The organism is Microbulbifer variabilis, from assembly GCF_052468405.1.
The window spans coordinates 1,116,392-1,137,087 of the sequence record NZ_CP174343.1 but is presented as its reverse complement, the minus strand read 5'-3'; the positions used below and the strand labels follow the sequence as shown (position 1 = coordinate 1,137,087).

The 20,696-nt window shown below is 43.3% G+C and carries 21 protein-coding genes; 7 read left to right on the top strand and 14 right to left on the bottom strand.

Going from position 1 to position 20,696, the window contains the following annotated elements; translation table 11 throughout:
- Positions 1-687: 687 nt before the first annotated feature.
- From ACJJJB_RS05505 to ACJJJB_RS05495, 3 genes are read left to right on the top strand one after another with little or no spacing between them, the layout of a single operon-like run.
- Entirely contained in the window at positions 688-1,488 is an 801-nt protein-coding gene (locus tag ACJJJB_RS05505; RefSeq protein ID WP_445365857.1) for an iron-containing redox enzyme family protein, read from the top strand.
- Complete coding sequence (locus ACJJJB_RS05500; protein ID WP_445365856.1) at positions 1,466-2,236, top strand: class I SAM-dependent methyltransferase; 771 nt, start codon at positions 1,466-1,468, stop codon at positions 2,234-2,236. Before ACJJJB_RS05505 ends, ACJJJB_RS05500 begins: the two co-directional genes overlap by 23 nt.
- Positions 2,229-3,164 carry a TauD/TfdA family dioxygenase gene (locus ACJJJB_RS05495; RefSeq protein WP_445365855.1) on the top strand — a complete coding sequence of 312 codons (936 nt, stop codon included), beginning with the start codon at positions 2,229-2,231 and terminating at the stop codon, positions 3,162-3,164. Before ACJJJB_RS05500 ends, ACJJJB_RS05495 begins: the two co-directional genes overlap by 8 nt.
- A 227-nt stretch (positions 3,165-3,391) precedes the next feature.
- Here ACJJJB_RS05495 and ACJJJB_RS05490 read toward each other — a convergent pair whose 3' ends face one another.
- The 14 genes from ACJJJB_RS05490 to ACJJJB_RS05425 all read right to left on the bottom strand — a co-directional run bounded on the left by ACJJJB_RS05490 (position 3,392) and on the right by ACJJJB_RS05425 (position 15,629).
- Positions 3,392-4,345: a hypothetical protein gene (locus tag ACJJJB_RS05490; RefSeq protein ID WP_445365854.1), complete on the bottom strand. Its 954-nt coding sequence runs from the start codon at positions 4,343-4,345 to the stop codon at positions 3,392-3,394.
- A 656-nt stretch (positions 4,346-5,001) separates the two neighbouring features.
- On the bottom strand, positions 5,002-5,187 hold the full coding sequence (locus ACJJJB_RS05485) for a hypothetical protein (protein WP_444945278.1): 186 nt from the start codon (positions 5,185-5,187) through the stop codon (positions 5,002-5,004).
- A 272-nt stretch (positions 5,188-5,459) separates the two neighbouring features.
- Positions 5,460-5,867, bottom strand: a complete 408-nt coding sequence (locus ACJJJB_RS05480; RefSeq protein ID WP_445365853.1) for a GFA family protein — start codon at positions 5,865-5,867, stop codon at positions 5,460-5,462.
- A gap of 542 nt (positions 5,868-6,409) precedes the next feature.
- On the bottom strand, positions 6,410-6,877 hold the full coding sequence (ybaK, locus tag ACJJJB_RS05475; RefSeq protein ID WP_445365852.1) for a Cys-tRNA(Pro) deacylase: 468 nt from the start codon (positions 6,875-6,877) through the stop codon (positions 6,410-6,412).
- A 258-nt stretch (positions 6,878-7,135) separates the two neighbouring features.
- Positions 7,136-7,747, bottom strand: coding sequence for a LysE family translocator (locus ACJJJB_RS05470; protein WP_445365851.1), 612 nt, complete (start codon positions 7,745-7,747; stop codon positions 7,136-7,138).
- 96 nt (positions 7,748-7,843) lie between these two features.
- On the bottom strand, positions 7,844-8,311 hold the full coding sequence (locus ACJJJB_RS05465) for a GNAT family N-acetyltransferase (RefSeq protein WP_282951003.1): 468 nt from the start codon (positions 8,309-8,311) through the stop codon (positions 7,844-7,846).
- Between the two features lie 109 nt (positions 8,312-8,420).
- Positions 8,421-8,906 carry a CYTH domain-containing protein gene (locus ACJJJB_RS05460; protein WP_445365850.1) on the bottom strand — a complete coding sequence of 162 codons (486 nt, stop codon included), beginning with the start codon at positions 8,904-8,906 and terminating at the stop codon, positions 8,421-8,423.
- 709 nt (positions 8,907-9,615) lie between these two features.
- The gene (locus tag ACJJJB_RS05455) at positions 9,616-9,972 is read right to left on the bottom strand and encodes a hypothetical protein (protein ID WP_020414903.1); all 357 of its coding nucleotides are present in this window, start codon (positions 9,970-9,972) and stop codon (positions 9,616-9,618) included.
- 117 nt (positions 9,973-10,089) lie between these two features.
- Entirely contained in the window at positions 10,090-10,401 is a 312-nt protein-coding gene (locus ACJJJB_RS05450) for a hypothetical protein (protein WP_445365849.1), read from the bottom strand.
- Between the two features lie 459 nt (positions 10,402-10,860).
- Positions 10,861-11,166 (bottom strand): hypothetical protein, encoded by a 306-nt coding sequence (locus tag ACJJJB_RS05445; protein ID WP_353375125.1) that lies wholly within the window; start codon positions 11,164-11,166, stop codon positions 10,861-10,863.
- 213 nt (positions 11,167-11,379) lie between these two features.
- A complete protein-coding gene (locus ACJJJB_RS05440; protein ID WP_445365848.1) occupies positions 11,380-11,973 on the bottom strand; it encodes a 2-hydroxychromene-2-carboxylate isomerase in 594 nt (197 codons plus the stop codon).
- A 478-nt stretch (positions 11,974-12,451) separates the two neighbouring features.
- On the bottom strand, positions 12,452-13,819 hold the full coding sequence (locus ACJJJB_RS05435; RefSeq protein ID WP_026305277.1) for a class II 3-deoxy-7-phosphoheptulonate synthase: 1,368 nt from the start codon (positions 13,817-13,819) through the stop codon (positions 12,452-12,454).
- Positions 13,820-13,912: 93 nt separating this feature from the next.
- Entirely contained in the window at positions 13,913-15,103 is a 1,191-nt protein-coding gene (locus ACJJJB_RS05430; RefSeq protein ID WP_445365847.1) for an amino acid aminotransferase, read from the bottom strand.
- Positions 15,104-15,128: 25 nt separating this feature from the next.
- Complete coding sequence (locus ACJJJB_RS05425; protein ID WP_020414896.1) at positions 15,129-15,629, bottom strand: MarR family winged helix-turn-helix transcriptional regulator; 501 nt, start codon at positions 15,627-15,629, stop codon at positions 15,129-15,131.
- A gap of 274 nt (positions 15,630-15,903) precedes the next feature.
- Between ACJJJB_RS05425 and ACJJJB_RS05420 the strand changes: the two genes are divergently transcribed.
- The 4 genes from ACJJJB_RS05420 (at position 15,904) to ACJJJB_RS05405 (ending at position 20,320) form a co-directional block, all read left to right on the top strand.
- Positions 15,904-17,034, top strand: coding sequence for a homogentisate 1,2-dioxygenase (locus ACJJJB_RS05420; protein ID WP_282951008.1), 1,131 nt, complete (start codon positions 15,904-15,906; stop codon positions 17,032-17,034).
- Positions 17,035-17,114: 80 nt separating this feature from the next.
- The gene (gene maiA, locus ACJJJB_RS05415; protein ID WP_282951009.1) at positions 17,115-17,744 is read left to right on the top strand and encodes a maleylacetoacetate isomerase; all 630 of its coding nucleotides are present in this window, start codon (positions 17,115-17,117) and stop codon (positions 17,742-17,744) included.
- A gap of 465 nt (positions 17,745-18,209) precedes the next feature.
- Entirely contained in the window at positions 18,210-18,674 is a 465-nt protein-coding gene (locus ACJJJB_RS05410; RefSeq protein ID WP_020414893.1) for a 2TM domain-containing protein, read from the top strand.
- A gap of 179 nt (positions 18,675-18,853) precedes the next feature.
- Complete coding sequence (locus ACJJJB_RS05405) at positions 18,854-20,320, top strand: ricin-type beta-trefoil lectin domain protein (protein WP_445365846.1); 1,467 nt, start codon at positions 18,854-18,856, stop codon at positions 20,318-20,320.
- The last annotated feature ends 376 nt before the right edge of the window (positions 20,321-20,696 follow it).

Genomic DNA, 20,696 nt, shown 5'->3' with positions numbered 1-20,696 from the left:
CCTTAACCTATTTATCGATAATTTCTCCAACAATGACATACCTGTTTGGTTGTACCTGAACCGGCTGTTTTTCTCAAAAAATACAGGCAATGTCTTCGCCATTATTAACGGAACAGGTTAGAAATTAGTTCATTAGTAATTTGTCGTGGCACCAAGATCATCACACTAAAGAGACAGGTAATTTCTAATCAGATAACACCTTATATAAGAACTGCTAATAAATGCACATAGTCAAAACAGAGAACTGCGCCAGAATGAATACTCCGCCTATCGGCCTTTTCCTCCCATACAATACGGCTATTGCGGCTGATCGGCAGCGTCATATTTTACTACAAGCTATTAATCAATAAGCATATTTTATTTCGTAATTTAAATGCTATTTTGATAGCCAATTTTTATAGTGTGGCCTGTAATATTTTTTAGGGCATTTGCGACTGATCTTTAAATGACACCTATTGAGATTGAGGGGCATCTTATGTTCGAAGTTACTGATTATCCCTGATGAATAGCATGCACAAGCCAACTTTTAGCGACAGCATGAATGTGACAGATAGTAATTTGAGCTTGTAAAGAAAATAGGAGGATTACGGGATGCCCTATCTCAACAACATTATTAAGTAATAAATTTATATGTTTATTTTTACAGAAACATCAATCACTGCATCAGTAATTAATCAGGGAATTCACATGAGCTTTCAAAAAACAGCTTGGTTAAAACAACTCTCCGAAGAGGCCCTTTCACATAGGGCTGTGCACCATCCATATCTTTTACGGTTTGCCAATGGAGACTTACCAAACTTTAAACACGCCGTTGGGGATTTTGCTCAGCAGTATGGATTTTATTCCTCGCGATTCATCAATATGTTGGCCGCTGTAATTTCGCGCCTAACGCTAAAAAGACATCGGAGTGTCCTTCTCGAAAACCTCAAAGAGGAATCTGGACATTATGAGGAGTCCGAACTCAGAGAACTGGAACAATATGGAATTAAGAAAAACTGGGTGGACAATATATCACATACAGAATTATTCGAAAGATTTAAGTCGCACGTGACACAAGATATCCCAGAAAGCTGCCAGTCGGAAGGCATAGTTTGGTATGAAATGTTATCTGATGTACTGCTTCATGGTTCCACAGAAGAGGCGATTGGGGCTATAGGCATGGGAACTGAGCATATTGTTAGTTCAATTTATCCATATATAGAGAAAGGGTTGAATAATTTGCAGAGTTTAAAATTAGAAGAATACTGCTTTTTCCCAGTACATACACTTGTTGATGACAGCCATACAGAGAATCTTAATCAAGTTGCTTTGGATTTTGCTGACACAGAGGAGGGGCGAAAGCGTCTTCGCCATGGGGCGATAAAAGCACTAAATCTTAGAGCGGCGTTTTGGGATGGCTTACTAGATAGAGCCATGAAAGGTTCTGAGTATATTTCCATGGACAATGTACAAAAAGGGATGAACAATGAATCATATTATATCAACTGAGTCAATTTACAATGATCAGGCAGAAAACTGGTTACGGTCTGAGAAAATATTACTGAGTGACTACACAGCAAGACCTATTGTTCTACAGGAATTGGGTAGTGTTACAGGCCAACATCTTTTAGATATAGGATGTGGCGAGGGCTATGTTTCTAGAATAATCTTGGACGCCGGTGCAGCTTCGGTATTTGGAGTCGACTCTTCTTCTGAAATGATTTCTCAAGCGAAATCTGTTGCAGCTGAGCTTGGTTTACATAAAGCAATTTACGAAGTGTCAGATGCTGTTACCTTTAACAGGTACCCCAGGACTCAATTCGATCAAGTAATTGCCATTTTTCTATTCAACTATTTGACAGTTAAGGAAATGACACAGGTGATGACCAATGTAAAGTCACTACTTAGCCCTAATGGAATATTTATATTCACAGTGCCGCATCCTTGCTTACCTTTTATGCGCAATCAATCACCTCCATTTTACTTCAAGTTTGGTGATAAAAATTACTTTGAGGGCGTAGATGTTACTTTTGAAGGTAGAATTTGGCGTAGAGATGGAATTACTGTACCAGTACGCTGTGTGCACAAGACATTCACCCATTATTTTGAAGCACTTCAATCTGCTGGATTTAAAAAGATGCCTTCCATAAGGGAGCTGGCGGTAACTGAAGAGCATCTAACTCTAGATCCGAAATTTTTTGGTCCGCTAAAGGGCTATCCTCTACATCTTTTATTTAAGGTTCAAGCAAATGGCTGAGATAGCTCCCCCTGATCTGGCTGACGCTCAAGCTTGGAGCGCTGTAGATCTGGAAAGAAAAACTGGCTGGAAATTCACATGGCCAGAAGGCTGGAACACTGAGTTCAGATCACTGGTTGATTGGGCTTCGAAAAGGAAAGATCCAATTGAAGACCTAGGCGCCGAATCCGTACTGACACCACGTTTCGATAAGCTCTCCTATCATGTAAAACAAGAACTTCTTCAAGGAAGTGGAGTAGCATGGATTAGAGGCATTAACGGCCTTGATCATAAATCACTTAATCTTCTTTTCCTAAATTTTAGTTTAGCACTAGGTGTCACCGTTAATACCTACGGTAGGCTTTATAGAGTTCAGAATACTGGCAGGAGTTACAGGGATGAGTCGATTCCAGTTTCACAAACCAAAGCAGCTACTGGCCCACATACAGACAGTTCGCAAAAATTGATTCAGCCAAGAATAATTGGACTTTGCTGTATTACTCCAGCTGCTCTTGGAGGTAGGACGAAAATAGTATCTGCTGCAAAGGTACATGAAAACATAAGAAAGGTAGCTCCAGACAAACTGAAAATCCTATATAAAAGTTACATTCGAGACCTTGTTACTCCAGGCAGTGATGGAAGTACCAAGAGTTTACTTAGCAACAAATTCCCTATTTTTAGCTATATTGAAGAAAAGCTATCTATCCGCTACATGCGTTACTGGATTGAAAGAGGGCACGAGAAGGTCGGGAGATTGCTAACTGAAAATGACCTTTTAGCCTTTGATTTATTAGACAATGAGTTAAATAGCAATAAGAATAGTATTTGTTTTTCTATGAAATCGGGAGATATGTTGTTTCTCGACAATACCAGAGTTCTTCATGATAGAGAGAAATTTACAGATAAACCTGGTCAAAAACGTCTTTATACTCGTGTGTGGATTGAATAATTGCATTTAAAAGCAAGGAGTAGCTAATCGAAATACAGGGGGTAGCTTTAAGTTTAGTAGTTTAGATTAGGGGCTTCTCAAAGCAACTTAGCCCCATCGAAATACAGACTATATAGCGCCGACAACCACATTATGAAGCCCTATTTGCATAGCACTAAATACTATATTAAAAGCACTACAACACAATTTATCTATGCGCTACCAAATTGTCATAAGTCCAACATGCACTACTGCCCAGAGACTTGTAGCGTATTCTTTTTCACAAAAGCCAGGAACTCTCGATGCACATCACCATTAGTACCGTGGCCCACCCCTTCAAAGGTGCGAAAGATTACACGAGCTTTACTTTCTAAATAAATTTTCTGGCTATTATTCCAGCGTTCGGGCTGGATTTCCTTTCCAGTAGTTTTGTATATGATCACTCTCTCTTCTTCTGAATATGCATCATCATATGCAACGGCATCATTCGTATCATTTTCACCCATAAACAAAAATTGCTTAATTTTAAGCCATTGACTTAAATTAAACTCTTTGCCTGTTACCTGCTTAAAATCGCTAATTCCCAATGGATATTTGAGGTTGTGCTCACCCATAGATCCAATAGGTAACATTAATGTGCCATTTAGACCACCTGCTACAACAATTTCAGTAGTTTCAGGATGTAATAGCGAGAACCGATTTGCAAACGTACCGGAGGCAGAGAACCCTGCTAGAATAATCTTCTGCTGAAGATCCAAAGAGCGTTCTGCCAAGACCCTCTTAGCATCTTCGATCATGGCTATAAGTTGAAGATCCAATCTTTCATATGGCAGTGACTCTACTTGCATAGAATCTCTATCAAGGGCATGGGTATAAACCTGCCATTGGGATTCGGGCCTAGGGAAAACTGGCATCAAAATTGGATAGGATAACTTTTTAGAAAGCCAGGGGCCAACAGCATTACCTACAATTGTATTTTTTGCAGACTCATAATGAATGGAGAAATCTTCTGAAACTTTTCCAGTATTATTTGATTCAACAATCAGGTATAACTTCTTATCCTCTGGAACTGTTTCAGGTATTTTGATTAGATATGGATACCTAAAACCTTTTTCTGGATTTGCAGGTATTTCTAGTACTTCATCAGAAAAACATATATTTGCACATACAGAAAGTAAAAATACCAACACTATTCTTTTCATTTTAACCCTTATCGATGTGACCTAGATATCTAAAAATTAAAAAGTTGGTAGCCTAATATCCAGAGACGCAGCTATTATATACAGACCGATTCTCAACCATCTAAATACTAAGCAATCATTATCAATTGGCAATCCTGGAGCCATTCTCAATACCACATAATTGAGACAACAGTACAGATAGCGTGCGCTTCTATCATTGTTACTTCATTTTCCTCCCTCTATTAGATAGATCACTTCTAGACAAGAAATACGACCACATGTTCCATTTTTTTGCACCATATTTTTCAGCCCTTACACAAAGATCGATATCAGCATTTTGGAATTCATTTGAACGGTATTGACTGCCCTGAAAACAACATCTTCATACTTAATCAGAATCACATGTCACCCTATTTATAAAAAATACTTCAACTCATATTTGAGATCATATTGAAGCAAAATTACCGATGTAGAGGAGCGAGTAGCATGTATATACCAAAAGGAATTGACACGTAAACTTAGCATGACCTCTTCGACATTGATCATAGGGCCATTAACTTTTTCAACTGAATTGGTGGTATATTCGCTACTGATATTTATTATCCATTAAATACAGCCTGATTTAACCCAAAGGCCATTGTTCAATAGCTTGTTAAGAGCACCAACACAATTGGGCTTCATAGTAGATGGTCTACCTCTATATAGGCGTCTTCTGAACCATTAGGGACAAGAGCTAATTCAATGAAGACTTTGCCCTTATCTGAATCAAACTTCCAGTGTTCGAATTGATCTAAGTCCGTATCAGCAAATCGCCTGATAAGACAAAACATTTGCTTGAGCTCTTCTTGAGATAGCTTTTCCATATATAATCCTTATCTGTTCAGACTAACTACCGCCTTAAGAGCAATCCGGTAATATAACCTAGCAACCGATACAATTACATTTATAACAAATATTAGTAAGCAGCCCTATATAGGACTTCCATGAGAAAATCATTGGCTTATTTAATATGATCTGTTCAACGACTATGTTCCTGGATACATAAATTCAGTTTTCAGTCCTCAGTAACAACCTTCATTTTGACTAAAGATAAAATTTTTTAAATCCATATATTACCAGTATTTTTTTGTATCGTTTACTCTAGATCCGCCGGGTGATTGATACCATCATAGGTTGGAATACCCTCTATTTTTAAGGGATTTATACCCTCCAAGCATCCCACGTTGAATCCAAACTGTCTCGGATTAGAACGCCTCTTGTGATGCGTATAAATACCACATTTCTCACAAAAGTAATGCATCGCCGTTCTTTTATTAAACTGATAAAGTTTTAAATGCTGCTCCCCTTTTAAGATTTTAATACCATTTAAAGATACGGAAGCAGCAACCGCTCCTCTCCTACGGCACATAGAGCAATCACAGCGCCGAAGATCTATAAGTCCCTCCGGTAAGTCCAGCCCTATTTCTACAGAACCGCAGTGACATGAGGCTCTATGCTTGAGTTGGATTTTTACTCCATCAACTTCCTTGATATTTACGCTCATGGTTACTTCCTTTGGTTCATATAACACTTGGTTTAGCGACTTATGATATAGTAGACATTCCTATTTAACCATTTGTTATATGCCGATTGAATATTTGTTCCAAATTCCCTGTAGTGAAGGTCGATTTTTGTACCACCTTAACAAATGGCAAAACTGAGAAGCCCTTCGTTTCTAGCATCGGGATAGAAACTCTTATTCCCAACAGAAAACTGTATTGTGCCTTCTTTCATCTCCAACTCAGAGTTTTTCCAGTGTTTAGGGACATTAATTCTTGTTTGAATCTATCCAAAATGACCTGGAGTTAGACGCTGGTTGATTTCTCGCATCAAGCCAATATCAATCAGCTTATTCACCTGCTTTAATTCATAAATTATTTTGTCATGCTCCCACGCAGACTCTGCTCTAGCACCAAAAAATAGGAAAAAAGAACAAGCTATATGGTCCGTTTCATGTATGCTCTTAACGCTATGAAGACATATAATACTTGCAGTGTGAATGCAACGCCTTTTCGTGCCCTATTTCTGTAATTGTCATAAATGGATCTATTGACATATTTTAGAGAAGACCCCGTTGACAAGACTTGCTAGATCATTAGGTGCCAGCTCAATTTCAAGCCCTCTGCGGCCAGCACTCACATAAACCGTCGCGTAATTTTTAGCCGATGAGTCAATAATAGTTTTGAGTCTCTTTTTTTGCCCTAGCGGGCTAACGCCACCTAGCACATAGCCAGTGGATCGCTCCACATCAGATTTAGCAGCCATTGTGGCTTTCTTTGCTCCAGCTGCTTTAGCTATGCGTTTCATGTTTAGCATTGATGAAACAGGTACTATTCCTACTGCTAGCTCTTTATTATCAAGAATAACTACTAGTGTTTTAAAAACCTTAGCTTCGGCCACTCCCAGCTTTTCTGCAGCCTCTAACCCGTATGATTCACTCGATGAGTTATGTGTGTATTCGTACACTTTGAAGGTAATTTTCGCTTTTTTAGCTGCATTAATTGCCGGGGTCATTCTACTCTCAGGCTTCCAACACTTTTTATTTAGAGAAGGATCGACAGGTGCAAATTTTCCAATTTTACTATAGCGATCATATAAAACTTTTACTATTTATTACGTCTCGATTAACTATTTATTAATATTCCGTATCATGCCATATTAAACACCAACCCATGGTTTTATTGAAAACTATACTCCTGCTTTAAACCTATTAGGGTTTATTTGACATTTGCATTTATCTGAATGTCTCACGATAATTGCCTTACTGTGCTTTTACTTGCTAGCTGACGCAAGACCAACACCAAAACACATAAATGTACCCCCACCTACCCGATTAACCATACGCCCCCCTTTTTCAGAAGAAAGCCAACCACGTGCCGACTTAGCAAGGTGTGCGTATAAGGCATGAATTATAATAACTAAGCCACTATAGGTTACAACTAGCAGGAAAAATTGACCTACAAAATTTGAATTGTAATTAACAAACTGGGGGAATATCGACATGAAAAAGAATACAGCTTTTGGATTGGTAAGCTGTAGCGTCAGGCCCTCAGCAAACTGAAGCTTTCTGTTTTTTGTACCTCCAAGGCTGGCTTCGATTTGTTTGGTCGGCGAGCGCCATAACTTTATGCCTAAATAGATTAAATAAGCAGCGCCAATATATTTCATAATACTGAAGGCCACTGCGGATGTAGCTAAGATAACACCAAGGCTAGTTGCCGAAATGCCTGCAACTATAAAGGTACCGAATGCGATTCCAAGAATGCCTCCTATCGCACCTGAAGTACCGTAACGAATGGCATTCGTGAGTGTCAGGATAACACCCGGACCTGGACTTAAAATTGTTGCCACAGCGATTATAAAGAATAAGATATAACTTTCCATACATACTCCCTAAAGCTGGAAAGGTTCTAAAAATTATGTTTTCATTGATAACTGGCAAAAAGAGCAATGGAAAACCAGTCTGGCAGCATGCGCTTGCTATGTACATTCTTCATCAAGACTAAGCCTCATTTCCAGCAATGATGGTTTGAAACCAACTTTTTCGTACGCCCTGATAGCTGGGTCATTTTCAGAATACACATCTAGATAAAAATCGATAATACCTCGCCCCTTGCTCCAATCAATTAGTTTGTTAATTAGTTTCGCATTAACGCCTTTTCCCCTGTGGCAAGGAGATACATACATAAAACCAAGATAAGAATGCCATTTATGCTCTAATGATTGCTTTGAATCTCTGATTTGGGCATAACCTGTACCAATAATTTCACTATCAACCTCAGCAACCAAAAGATAGGATTCAGGACATGCAATTAGTTTTTTAATATCGTAGTAGAATGCTGATTTCCTCTTCAATAAAGAGTTAAATGGTCTCTCCGCATCAATGACACACTGTTCAAGTTCCAATAATCGAGGAAAATCACTCATTTCGGCTTTTCTAATATTCAAACTCTAATTCCTATTCATTGGGTGGAGAACACATAATGCAACCCATAGCGATGGGTTGTCTTTAACGGCACAGCTGCGTCAATTTTCCCGGCCAGTGAAGCAGACGGTACTACAGGAACTTCTTATCTTCTGTCCATTCCGAATAAGGCTCGTTCAACAAAGAAGAGTTGAAGTATTGAACCTGCCCAGTAACCTCTTCAGTTACCCAGGCCGGAATATCCACAACTTCAGCCTCACTGGACAATTCCACTTCTGCAATAATCAGGCCCTCATTCTTGCCATGAAATACATCCACCTCCCACAAGTGCTTGCCGTGCTGAATCTCATATCTTGTTTTAAAGATGGTATTACCTCGACATAACTCATCGATGATACACCTAGCATCTTCCATCGGAATTTCATACTCAAACTCCGAACAAGTCATCCCTCTGAGCTCACCTTTTAGGGTCAGGTACGCTACATCATCTTTGACTCTGGCTCGTACTACAGTTTTATCAGCGGTATTAACATACCCCTGAGAGATACGTATTCCACCGGTCAAATCGGAAACAATTCGATGATCAACTAGAAATTTTCTTTCTATCTCTATGGCCATTTCTATCTTCTTGCTAGCACATAAAATCTCTATGACTGCCACGTATAGCTGATACGTCCGGCTCCGACAGGTATCTAGTTGATTGGCTTGTTAGCTGTTTTTGACCCACATACCGCACTTTGACTGAATAATTTATAGTAATAATTTTCTTCGGTACCTCGCCTAGACTGAATGTAGCATACGTGTGCCTATCTTTATCTGATGATCTTAAGAAGTACGTTTCTCCAAACACCTTACTAAGGCTCTTGTAGTTACTTATTGTTTTTTCCGTAACAAACCGATCGCAACTAGGCAAGCTAAACTCTAATAATCCATACTCAAATGTATTAATTGTAACTTTTTGCGAAAAAAACTTACTTTCTTGGCCTACTTCTCTATATGCCCATGAGTTGCCGCTGGTGCTGCATTGGCTATCGTAATAGCGTTCACATTCAATCTTTCTAGTGATTATTTCCTGTCCTGGATATTCAAGAATCACCTCATAGTACCCTTTCTCGGAATCTTGGCATCTATACACATTGCAGTATGAATCACAAGCATACATCCAGTTAAAAACACACCAAGTAAGAAACACAATATAAATCTCATTTTGGCACTCTGACAGCTGGCGCTCGTGTAAGTAGCACTAAATGGTGCTTAATCCATATTTTCTTCTGGGTACACCGACAGAGCGTTACTATAGTGGTCTTCCTCGATGCACTTATTATGCCTAACTAGTACATTTGTGGTATTGGAACATTCCATTTTTTGTTCTGCGGGTGAGGACCTGAGAGCTGGCATCCAGGTAATATACTTCTTCTGACAACCATTCTTCCCCCTCACCCACCATGTGCAATGTTAATTCTAGTTCATCATTCTCAAACATAATTAATTTGGGCTTTCCAGAAGACTCCCAAAATATGATCCGCTTTTCTTCAATACTAAGCACATCGAGTGGAAACTGTGCAGAACACGAATCTTTGCTACCACCCCACTTACCTAAGAACGACTCTGGAATGCCAAGCATACCCTCAGCCATAGTAAAATTAGCGAAAATTATAAATACCACAACTAAAAAGTGTTTCATATTCACCTAAAAAGTGTAACGACGTCATTTACAGCAAACCTCACACTGCAAAATTTATAGCCCATTCGGCCCAGCTTGCTGAGCGTAAAACTAAGCTTTGTTGCCAATAGTCGGGCGCTATTGCCATCCTTGATATTTACTTTTTGGCTTTTTATCAAAAATTCGGCTAAAAACCTTGGATAAAACACCTGAAATAATATCTTCTTTATTAACGGAATTGTTTTTTCGTAATTCTTCCGCCTTATTTTCCAATTCTGCAGCTCCAGAATAATCATTGATTACTCTTCCTTCTTCTGCCTGAACTTGAAGTTCATTAGCTCTAACGTTTTTTTCAAATACATTCATGGACGTTGCACATCCAGAAATAGTTAAAATTGACAATATTAAAATAACTCTTCTCATACCTGATTCAGTAATTTGGGTACTCATAAAATACGCATTTGTTGTAGCTGGTTCGTAGCACTATTTACCTGGCCTTATTCGCCTGTTCACTATTTGGTACATTATTTAGCCGCTGCTTTCATCATCGACAGAGTCCTCCAATGAACATTCACAGGATATCCTTTTACACAAGTAGTAATATCAGTAGTGAACCTGTCAGAGAATGAGTAAAAAAATGATATTCCAGCCCAAAACCTAAGAAAATTATTGGCGCTCGCCATCTAATTTCCTCGCCTGCTTTTAATTGCTCTAAGAGATCTATTATGCCAAACAAAAAAAGGACAAAGCCAGTATAAAGAATATACCTTTAGTTGCTGATTGCATACTTAATTCTTAGTGCATTAATGCTCAATGCAAGCGTTCAACATACAATATGTGCTGTGTAGACTATCTTGCCGAGTTCCGAGAGAGCTGTGTACCCTGCTTTCCTTTGTTACAACCGGAGCACTAGACTTGTACTTCCACGCTTTTTGGGTTCAGAGCCAATGCTAGCTCTTGAAATATACGCTCTTCCACTTGTGAAATGCCGCCTTCAACCATCTCTTTAGGCTCTACAATTACCTTCGGTTTTCGCTTAAAGAGCCCTTTTATAGATAACTTTTTCTCGGCACTAATGATGCATCTCCACGCTGTATCAAAGTTTCCAACCAAAAGTCTTTGTGTTGTGAACGGCTCCGTTGGAGATTCAGAGATAACTTTAGAGCCAATAGATAGCTCTATTTTATTTATATAAATCTTTAACTTTACTTCCATTTCTACTCGGTTACTTAATTATAGCATTTATTCAGACATTTTACTCCGGCTGTATGCCATATTCCTCTGCCATTGGCACTGGCACAAATGAAGCAAAGTCCGAAATTTGGATAACTTTAGGAGAGCCAGAGTTATTTCCGAATATATAATAGAGTTTGATATAGAAAGTACAGCTGGCCATACTTTACATAACGGAACAAGGATACTAAGCATTTACTGGTTGTTTTTTGCCCACTGTATAGCAGCATGCAACCTATCGCCACCCCAAAATATTTCATCTCCAACCATAAACGTTGGAGCTCCAAAAATACCTTTTTTCTTCGCTTGATCTGTGTTTTCTTTTAGCATTTGCTTTGCCAGTGAAGTATTTGCACGTTTAATTTTTGTAAATGACTCTTCATCTGAAAAAGGCAAACATTTTTTCAATATTTCTTCAAGTGAGATGTCAAGATCAAGCTCAAAATTAGCAGCGTATACAGAACGGATAAATTCAGGCACCCACTTTTCACCAGAAAATAAGCAAGCTATTCTTGCAGCTTTTAACCCGTTGCGAGGAAAACTGGTTGGCTTTTTATAGTTCAGGCCATCAGCTTCACATATTCTCTCTAGATCTCTCCACATGTATTTGCCTTTCTCAGGATAAATATTGAAAGGAGAATCATGCCAGCCTTGATTGCTAAATATCGGCCCGAGTAAAAAAGGCTTCCACTCCAAGTGCCCACCTTGCTCGGTCACCATTTTTTCAATCTTCATAGCTACGGGGTAAGAATATGTGCTTCCAAATTCGAACCAGAAATCAATCTTCATAGTTACCCGGCTTACCAATTAAACACAATGCCCAGTACACGGGCGACCGAAGCAGGATCTGGACAATTCCGCCTGCGCTTCTTGCCGATAAGCATACTGCAGTTTGCCAAAGATATGTTGCACGATTTTAGTCGCCGCCCCCTGTTTCTACGGCACCATTAATGGGGTATAAGTCTTGGCTGGAGCTACATCACTGGTTTTATAGTTTTGAGCGCTCTCTATTGTACTAGAAAAGTATAGGACTATTAGAGCCCCAATTACCGGAATAGCCCACACGATTAACAACTGAATAAGCTTTTGAAGAGCCCGTTAATACTAATGGTTCAACTGGGTAAACAGTCATCAAGATTATTATTACAAAGCCTCTTACAACTCCCCATCTATTGAATTAAAAGACTTTTTGAACAAGAAGAGAAAACCCCTTAGCCAAGCCCAAAGCCTGAATAAGGGGTTTTATATTTACTTTTTAGCCAAGCTGTTAAGCGATTCGCCCTGCGCGCAGCCATTCGGCCACACAGAAAGCCAGCTCCAATACCTGATCAGCATTTAAGCGGGGATCACACTGTGTGCGATAACAGCTGGCAAGGTCTGCTTCGGAAATTTTCCATGCGCCGCCGGTGCATTCAGTTACATGTTCACCGGTCATTTCCAAATGAATACCGCCGGGGTGACTGCCCTCAGCCCAATGTACTGAGAAAAAGTCCCGAATTTCACGCAGGATTTTATCGAAGTCTCGGGTTTTGTAACCATTGCCGGCTTTTACGGTGTTACCGTGCATAGGGTCTGTACTCCAGACCACAGAACGGCCCTCCCTTTGTACTGCACGTACAAGTTCTGGAAGCTTATCTCCCAGGGTGTCTGCGCCCATACGGGTAATTAACGTGAGGCGGCCAGCTTCATTCTCAGGATTGAGCTTGTCGATCAAACGCAGCAGCTCATCTGGCTGCATGCCTGGACCGACTTTTACACCAATGGGGTTGCACACTCCTGACAGGAACTCTACATGGGCTCCATCCAGCTGGCGAGTACGCTCACCAATCCACAGCATATGCGCAGAACAGTCATACCATTTGCCGGTGAGGCTGTCGGTACGGGTCAAAGCCTGCTCGTACTCCAGTAGCAGTGCTTCATGCGAGGTATAAAGCACGGTCTCACGAATTGCGGGGGTATTGTCAGAAGTAACACCACATACCGCCATAAATTCCAGGGCTTCCTGTAAACGCTCCGCCAACTGCGCGTATTTATCGCGCTGGGGATTGTTCTTGAGGAAGCTCAAATTCCAGCCGTGTACCTGGTGCAGATCAGCCAGGCCGCCCTGGGCGAAAGCGCGCAGCAGGTTGAGGGTAGCCGCGGATTGGTTATAGGCGGTAACCATGCGCTGGGGATCAGGCTGGCGAGCTTCCGCAGTAAAGTCGATACCATTGATGATATCGCCACGATAACTGGGCAGCTCAATACCATTCACAGTTTCAGTATCTGCGGAGCGCGGCTTGGCATATTGACCTGCCATCCGTGCCACTTTTACTACCGGTAGATTACCGGCGAAAGTGAGTACCACCGCCATTTGCAGTAATACTTTAAAAGTATCGCGGATGCGGTTTGCGTTGAAGTCAGCAAAAGATTCAGCACAGTCGCCGCCCTGTAACAAAAACGCCTTTCCTTCCGCTACCTGGGCCAACTGACGGCGTAGCTCGCGCGCTTCGGCTGCAAATACCAGAGGCGGATGGCCAGCAAGCTGTTTGGCTACCTGGGTAACATCATCGGTGGAGGTATATTTGGGCTGTTGGTGTGCGGTGAAGTTTCGCCAGCTCTGAGGGGTCCAGATTTGGGTGGGGGATTCAGACACTGGGGCTCCTAGCTCAACTTCCATCTTTCACTCTTACTTCTTTAGATAAATCTTAAGGGATGAGCAGTACGCTCACCCCCAAATGTGCCGAATTTACAGCACGCTGGCAACCGCCTTGCAGAAGTATTCCATATTGTTGGAGCTCAAGCCGGCAATACTGATGCGGCTGGAGTCCACCATATAGATGGAATAGTCCTTTTGCAGCTGTTGCACCTGCTCTGGACTAATGCCCAGGAAGGAGAACATGCCTTTCTGCTGGCGGATAAAACCGAAATCGCCTGCGGCTCCGGCAGCCGCCAGACCTTCTACCAAACCTGCGCGCAGCCCGTTGATGCGCTCACGCATCTCGGTAAGCTCCGCTTCCCAGTTCGCTTTCAGGCCTGCATCTGTAAGGATAGATTCCACAACCGCAGCACCGTGGGAAGGTGGCATGGAATAGTTCCCGCGAATTGCACTCAGCATCTGGCTGTGGCCTTTATCGGCACTCTCACCATTGGCATAGATCACCATGGCCAGGCCAACGCGCTCACGGTAAAGGCCGAAGTTTTTGGAGCAGGAAGCAGCTACCAGCATTTCAGGTACAGATTCCGCCATCAGGCGCAGGCCGTAGGCGTCGTCTTCCAGGCTTTCACCGAAACCCTGGTATGCCATATCAATAAACGGAGTGAAACCCTGTTTCTGGGCCATTTCCGCCAATACTTTCCACTGCTCACGGGACAGGTCCGCGCCACAGGGATTGTGGCAACAGGCATGGAACAGGACCACATCGCCTTCGCCCACGTTCTTCAGTGTCTCCACCATTTTGTCGAACTGCAAGCTGCTGGTGGCGCGATCGTAGTAGGGGTAGCTCTTGATACTCAGGCCAGCATTCCCCAACAACGGCACGTGGTTCGCCCAAGTGGGATCGCTCACCCATACGGTAGCTCCTTCCTTGGCGCGGTTGATCAACTCCGCCAAAGCACGCAGGGCGCCGCAACCACCGGGCGTTTGGGCAGAGCGTACGCGGCCACCTACCAGGGCGGGATGTCCGGCGCCTAGTACCAACTCCTGCATCACCGAATTGAAGCCTGGTGTACCGGCTGGGCCGATATAGGCTTTGGTTTCCTCACTTTGTAACAAGCGAGTCTCCGCTTCCTTTACCGCCTGCAAAACCGCGGTGTGGCCGGCTTCATCCTTGTAGACCCCTACCCCAAGGTCGATTTTGCTGGGGTTTTCATCCGCACGATAACTGGCCAATAGACCCAGGATGGGATCTGGCGGGAGGCTGCTTAAATGCTCAAACATCTGAAAACTCCTTTATTTATCCTATTTATTCATCGATCAAGCCGCGCTCGGACCACTCTTTAGCGCGAACCAACAGTTTTTCGATAATGCCATCCAGTTGCTCCCTCTCCTCACTGGAAAGGGAGGCGATCAAATCATTTTCGTATTGCTGCGCAAGCGGCACTATGCGCGCGTAGACTTCCCGCCCCAACTCAGACAAGTTCAACACCTGACGCCGGCGGTCTGCAGGATCTTCGCTGCGGGTGATGTAATCGTTCTTTAGCAGCGAGGAAACAGCCCGGCTGATTGCCACTTTGTCCATGGCCGTTTGCTCTACCAACTCTGCAGCAGAGAGGTCAGGAAAACGCCCGAGGATGGCCATCACCCGCCACGCGGGGATGGTGAGATGGAAGCGTGCACCATAGGCTTGTGAAATGGCGTTACTCACACGGTTTGAGAGTACTGACAGGCGGTATGGCAAGAATTTTTCCAGGCGCAACTCATCCTGCTTTACTGCCGTTTCCGGCGTATTTTGGTTATCAATCATGGCTGCTCTCACACCTGCCTGTCTGGGAATCCGGGTTGTACCAGATGCTCAATTTAACTAACATTGGTTTCAATTGTAACCACTGTACACGCAAATATTGCGCTGGGATTACTTGGAGCACCGGACAAAATTGGTCGCACAGTATAGGGTTTTTTGCGCCATCTTTGTTAACCCAATGCCGGTTAAACGCAAGAAATATGCGCGACACTGTTGCAGAAACGATCAACTTTCCACCTGCCGATAAGCGCCCTGCCCAGCATAAGCGAGGCCGCCCATGAACAAGTGGATACGCTTTCCCCGCATTGAAGGTGAAACCAGCCGCCAAGCCCATGCAGACTTTCCAGCCAATACTTTTGAAAGGGAGATGGGCAAGGAAGGTTTCTTTGGCCCCTGCACCCATTTCTACCACAGCCATCCCCCGACCGGCTGGAGCAAATTTGAGGGACCACTGCGTCCTCATGCTTTTGATGCCACTCAATTGGTCCACAAAGGCAGTAGCCCCTGGGATCAAAAGCCAATTCTACGCAACAACAACAGCCTCGTAGGCCTGTGGACCTGTAGTGACCCAATGGACCACTTGGTGCGTAATGCCGATGGAGACCTGCTGCTCTTCATACATAATGGCAGCGGAGACCTTTACTGCGATTTTGGCCACCTGAGCATTCGTGATGGAGACTACATTGTGCTGCCGCGAGGCACCATGTGGCGTCTGGCTCCCACCCTGGATGAACCTCTGGAATTGTTAATGATCGAGGCAACTGGCGGCCACTTCCAGTTGCCAGATAGGGGCGTTCTTGGCCCGAACGCGATCTTTGATCAGGCGATTCTCGATGTCCCCAAAATTGATGATGGTTTTAAAGCCCAGCAGGGAGACACTGAATGGCGCGTGATCGTAAAAGCCCGCCAGCAGCTCTCTACGATTATTTACCCCTTTAACCCATTGGACGCCAGGGGCTGGACCGGCGATAACCTTGTGGTACGAATTAATTGGCGGGATTTACGCCCACTTATGAGCCACCGCTATCATCTACCACCCTCTGCACACACTACCTTTGTTGGGCCCGGTTTTGTGGTGGCTACCTTTGTACCCCGCCCGCTGGAAAGCGATCCGGGTGCACTCAAGGTACCGTTTTTCCACAATAACGATGATTATGACGAATTGATTTTTTACCATCGCGGCAACTTTTTCAGCCGCGATAATATTCATCCGGGGATGCTTACCTTGCATCCCATGGGATTTACCCATGGACCCCACCCTAAAGCTTTCGCCGTTGGCGCCAAGCGTGCAAGGAAAGAAACCGACGAAGTCGCGGTAATGATCGATAGCCGCACACCGTGGGACATACTGCCTGACGCCCATGCGATAGAGCTGGCAGACTATGTTAATTCATGGAAAAACGAGTGACTCGAGACACGACTGAAAAGTGTTCTTAAAACCGGCAATTTATGTTGCCAAAGCAATAACAACGAAAGAAAGGAAAGAGAATGGATCTTTACGGATATTTCCGCTCCTCAGCGAGTTACCGGGTTCGTATAGGCCTGAACCTGAAAGAACTCGAGTATAACTACCACCCAGTGAACCTGTTAAAAGGTGAGCAGCTGAGTGATAGCTACCAAAGCCTCAACCCGCAGGGGTTAGTGCCCACACTTAACGAGAACGACTTTAGCCTTACCCAGTCTATGGCCATACTGGAGTGGCTGGATGAAGCTTATCCGCAACCGCCCCTCTTACCAAAGGGGCGCGAAAACCGCGCCCACATTCGCGCACTGGCTCACACTATTTCCAGTGATATTCAGCCTGTACAGAATCTGCGCATCCTCAAGTATCTGCAGGCTGAATTTAAGATTAGTGACGAGCAAAAAATACAGTGGATTCAGCACTGGATTCACTTGGGTTTCTCAGCACTGGAACAAGAGCTAGACCCCAAGCCCTTCGCAGCTGGCGATAAACCTGGACTCTTTGAATGCTGCCTATTACCACAAATCTATAGCGCCGAGCGCTTCGGTATGGAAATGAATAACTATCCGAAAATCCAGAAAATCGCCGAAGCCTGTAATGAACTACCGGCGTTTATCGACGCACGTCCGGAAAATCAGCCGGATAGCACTCTCTAGACCCGTTATGTTGTTCATAAGGGCACTTGTTAAAACCAAGCGCCCTTATGCCACTTTACCGATCGCTAAGAACAAGCGCATACCACTTCCAGCGGCTGTCGAGATAGTCATTCTCTGATAAACCCAATTCTCATTACCCATATCTATTGGCAGGCCTAGTTACCGCAAGAGGTCACCATAAATTTTTTTCCAGTTAGGATAACTCATTCATACTTCCAGCTGGTTTGGTAGTTAAATAACTTGTCACGCAGATATTTGATAAGGTATCGAGCTACAATGGAACGCTCACACCGCCTGGGGAAAAAGAGTGTTTTAGTTGGGGTTACCGCTATCAACTGACAGCATAGCCAGGCCCTAACTCATTGATAATAAAGATAATGTCGTAAGGAAGTCACCTAGATGCCCGTTCCCGACAGCTGCGAAATTCACTATAAATATCTCCAAAAGCCAATTTAAAGGAGCTGTATGATCATCAGAAAACTAAGGCTTCAACGCGGGTGGTCTCAAGAACAACTGGCCAGAATAAGCGGGCTCAACATCAGGACTATCCAGAGAATAGAGCGAGGGCAAAACCCTAGCCTTGAATCACGGAAAGCTTTAGCTGCTGTTTTTGAAATCGACTTATCAGAACTACAGGAGAGCGAAGTGAATACAGAGCAGGATATATCCGACAGAGAAAAGCGGGTTATAGAACACGTTCGCGACATTAAGGCATTCTATTCCCACGTAATCACCTATGTACTGGTGATAATTGGTTTGTTCATACTGAACCTGATTACATCGCCAGGTTACTTTTGGGTGCTATGGGCCGCACTTGGCTGGGGCATAGGTTTAATATCTCACGGCATGAGTGTATTTGAGGTATTCAGCTTATTTGGGCCCGAGTGGGAAAAAAAGCAAGTGGAAAAGAGGCTGGGGAAGAAACTCTAACTTTCATTAAAAATACGCACGCTTAAAAAGCCGGAAATTGTGAAGAACTCAACAAAAGTTCAGATATATTCTTTACAGCTTACCGGCGTCATATGTTCTTCATAAGTTGTTCATATAATCCAACTTTAACTACCTATTTCCATAGCAATAAAAAACATTCAACATAAGCGGATACCCCAATGTCGAAGCCCTTCATCAGCAAACTTATTTTGTCAGCTACGACACTGTTAAGCTCTTCAGCTTTTGCTAGCACAATACTGGCCGTAGCAGACCAAGTACAATCCAGCCATCGCATTGATCAGCTTTACTACCTGCAACCCCATAATAGTTATGAGCGCTTAGCCAGTGGGGAAACACTAACTGACTGGCTGGATAAGGGCTTCCGCTCCCTTGAACTGGATGTAGTTGATCACGGCCCATGGCAAGGCAGCAGCCACGGCCCCTATGTCGCCCATGGTCAGAGTGATATCGGCAATCATATGTGTAAAAGTAACGGCGGAGATGATCGTCTGGAAAACTGCCTGGACGACATTAAGGCATGGCTTGCCAATAATGAGCTTGATGCCCCACTGATGCTGTATATTGACATGAAGCCGAATAGCAATTGGTTTGCAGCATGGTATGCGGATGAAATTTATCTGCTGGATCAATATATCAAGCAAGAGTTGGGGGGTCTTCAGTTCAGCTACCAGGATATGGTCAATCACCTTAAACAAAGCTCAACTTCAACGAATTATCGCAGCACATTAAAGAATATCGGCTGGCCTACTATCAGCGAGCTTTTCACTAATGGTAAAAAAGTTCTGGTAATTTTCACTGGGGGGCAATCGGGTAATGTCAATGGTCGTATGGAATCGGCGCTGGATAACTACCCTCTACATGCCTTCCTCTGCCCTGATGTAGATACTGCCGATCCTGAAGAGTTTTCTGGCAATATAGACTCCATGGATTCCAGCAGCTCCCAGAGGATATTTTGCGGTAATGTAAAAGCCGGCGATCATTACCAAATAACAGCCAATGAAGCGGCGAACAGTAAACAATTGATGCATTTGTGGAGCAGCTCTGGCGATTTCAGCAATAGAGATTTTGGCTATTCCTATATCGCGGTTGCACACGGCGCTACCGCTATTGGCATGGATCCAAATACTGTCAATGACACGCCGAGCTATACCAGCCAAGCCATACCCTTTGTCGGTGTGCGAAGAAGCCTACCTGGTTATTTTCGCATCCAGTCCATTCAAAATCCAAATCTCTGTATGAATGTTTCTCAAGGCTATGGCAATGGCTCCAACCTTACTTTGGCCAACTGCAACTCGAGCAACGAACAACAGTTTGTCTACACCGCTGAGGGGCAATTAAGACCTAAAGGCAACAATAAATACTGTGCCGATTACAACTCAGGCTCTGCCGACAATGGTGACAAAATGCACCTTTGGGATTGCGATGGTGGAAACTCAGAAAAATGGCAGGTACAGGAAAACGGGATTATTCAAAATCGCGACAAAGACTGGCAATACTGCATTGATACACCAGGGGCAAGTGCCGACAATGGAGAACAACTTCAAATTTATAAGTGCAACAGCAGTGACACTGGACAGAAATTTTCCCTGAATGCTGTAAATGAATGGAAACAAACAAGCTTTTAAGTGTTGCTTTTTATTCGGACTCTCAGGAGTCAAGAATAAAGTAGAGTATTGTTGCAGTAGGCAAAGGCATCGGTCTTAAGATTGACCAAAGACCGACCGCCTTACAGTATAACTGCCTGTTAACCTGGGTATGCAGAAATCTTTTAACATACCCAATTAAATCAGTAGTCAGTTCAGTTCGCCAGCTTCACACTGCATCCAGTCACCGAAGGTACCGTCACCTGCGGCTATCCAGGTTTCATAGGTAAAGATAAGCTCCGAAATCCCCTTAATGCTAATGGAGAAGTGGAAGCCTTATCATCAATGCCAATACAAGGAGTAGTCGGCATCCAAGTTTGGAAGTTAAGAGATTCACAGGCTCAGACCAGCTGTCCTC

Coding starts and splice junctions, on each gene's coding strand:
- ACJJJB_RS05440 (WP_445365848.1), bottom strand. CDS start 11,973: ATGAAGATTGATTTCTGGTTCGAATTTGGAAGCACATATTCTTACCCC.
- ACJJJB_RS05470 (WP_445365851.1), bottom strand. CDS start 7,747: ATGGAAAGTTATATCTTATTCTTTATAATCGCTGTGGCAACAATTTTA.
- ACJJJB_RS05495 (WP_445365855.1), top strand. CDS start 2,229: ATGGCTGAGATAGCTCCCCCTGATCTGGCTGACGCTCAAGCTTGGAGC.
- ACJJJB_RS05460 (WP_445365850.1), bottom strand. CDS start 8,906: ATGGCCATAGAGATAGAAAGAAAATTTCTAGTTGATCATCGAATTGTT.
- ACJJJB_RS05485 (WP_444945278.1), bottom strand. CDS start 5,187: ATGGAAAAGCTATCTCAAGAAGAGCTCAAGCAAATGTTTTGTCTTATC.
- ACJJJB_RS05455 (WP_020414903.1), bottom strand. CDS start 9,972: ATGAAACACTTTTTAGTTGTGGTATTTATAATTTTCGCTAATTTTACT.
- ACJJJB_RS05445 (WP_353375125.1), bottom strand. CDS start 11,166: ATGGAAGTAAAGTTAAAGATTTATATAAATAAAATAGAGCTATCTATT.
- ACJJJB_RS05430 (WP_445365847.1), bottom strand. CDS start 15,103: ATGTTTGAGCATTTAAGCAGCCTCCCGCCAGATCCCATCCTGGGTCTA.
- ACJJJB_RS05480 (WP_445365853.1), bottom strand. CDS start 5,867: ATGAGCGTAAATATCAAGGAAGTTGATGGAGTAAAAATCCAACTCAAG.
- ACJJJB_RS05500 (WP_445365856.1), top strand. CDS start 1,466: ATGAATCATATTATATCAACTGAGTCAATTTACAATGATCAGGCAGAA.
- ACJJJB_RS05405 (WP_445365846.1), top strand. CDS start 18,854: ATGTCGAAGCCCTTCATCAGCAAACTTATTTTGTCAGCTACGACACTG.
- ybaK (WP_445365852.1), bottom strand. CDS start 6,877: ATGACCCCGGCAATTAATGCAGCTAAAAAAGCGAAAATTACCTTCAAA.
- maiA (WP_282951009.1), top strand. CDS start 17,115: ATGGATCTTTACGGATATTTCCGCTCCTCAGCGAGTTACCGGGTTCGT.
- ACJJJB_RS05490 (WP_445365854.1), bottom strand. CDS start 4,345: ATGAAAAGAATAGTGTTGGTATTTTTACTTTCTGTATGTGCAAATATA.
- ACJJJB_RS05425 (WP_020414896.1), bottom strand. CDS start 15,629: ATGATTGATAACCAAAATACGCCGGAAACGGCAGTAAAGCAGGATGAG.
- ACJJJB_RS05505 (WP_445365857.1), top strand. CDS start 688: ATGAGCTTTCAAAAAACAGCTTGGTTAAAACAACTCTCCGAAGAGGCC.
- ACJJJB_RS05450 (WP_445365849.1), bottom strand. CDS start 10,401: ATGAGTACCCAAATTACTGAATCAGGTATGAGAAGAGTTATTTTAATA.
- ACJJJB_RS05420 (WP_282951008.1), top strand. CDS start 15,904: ATGAACAAGTGGATACGCTTTCCCCGCATTGAAGGTGAAACCAGCCGC.
- ACJJJB_RS05410 (WP_020414893.1), top strand. CDS start 18,210: ATGATCATCAGAAAACTAAGGCTTCAACGCGGGTGGTCTCAAGAACAA.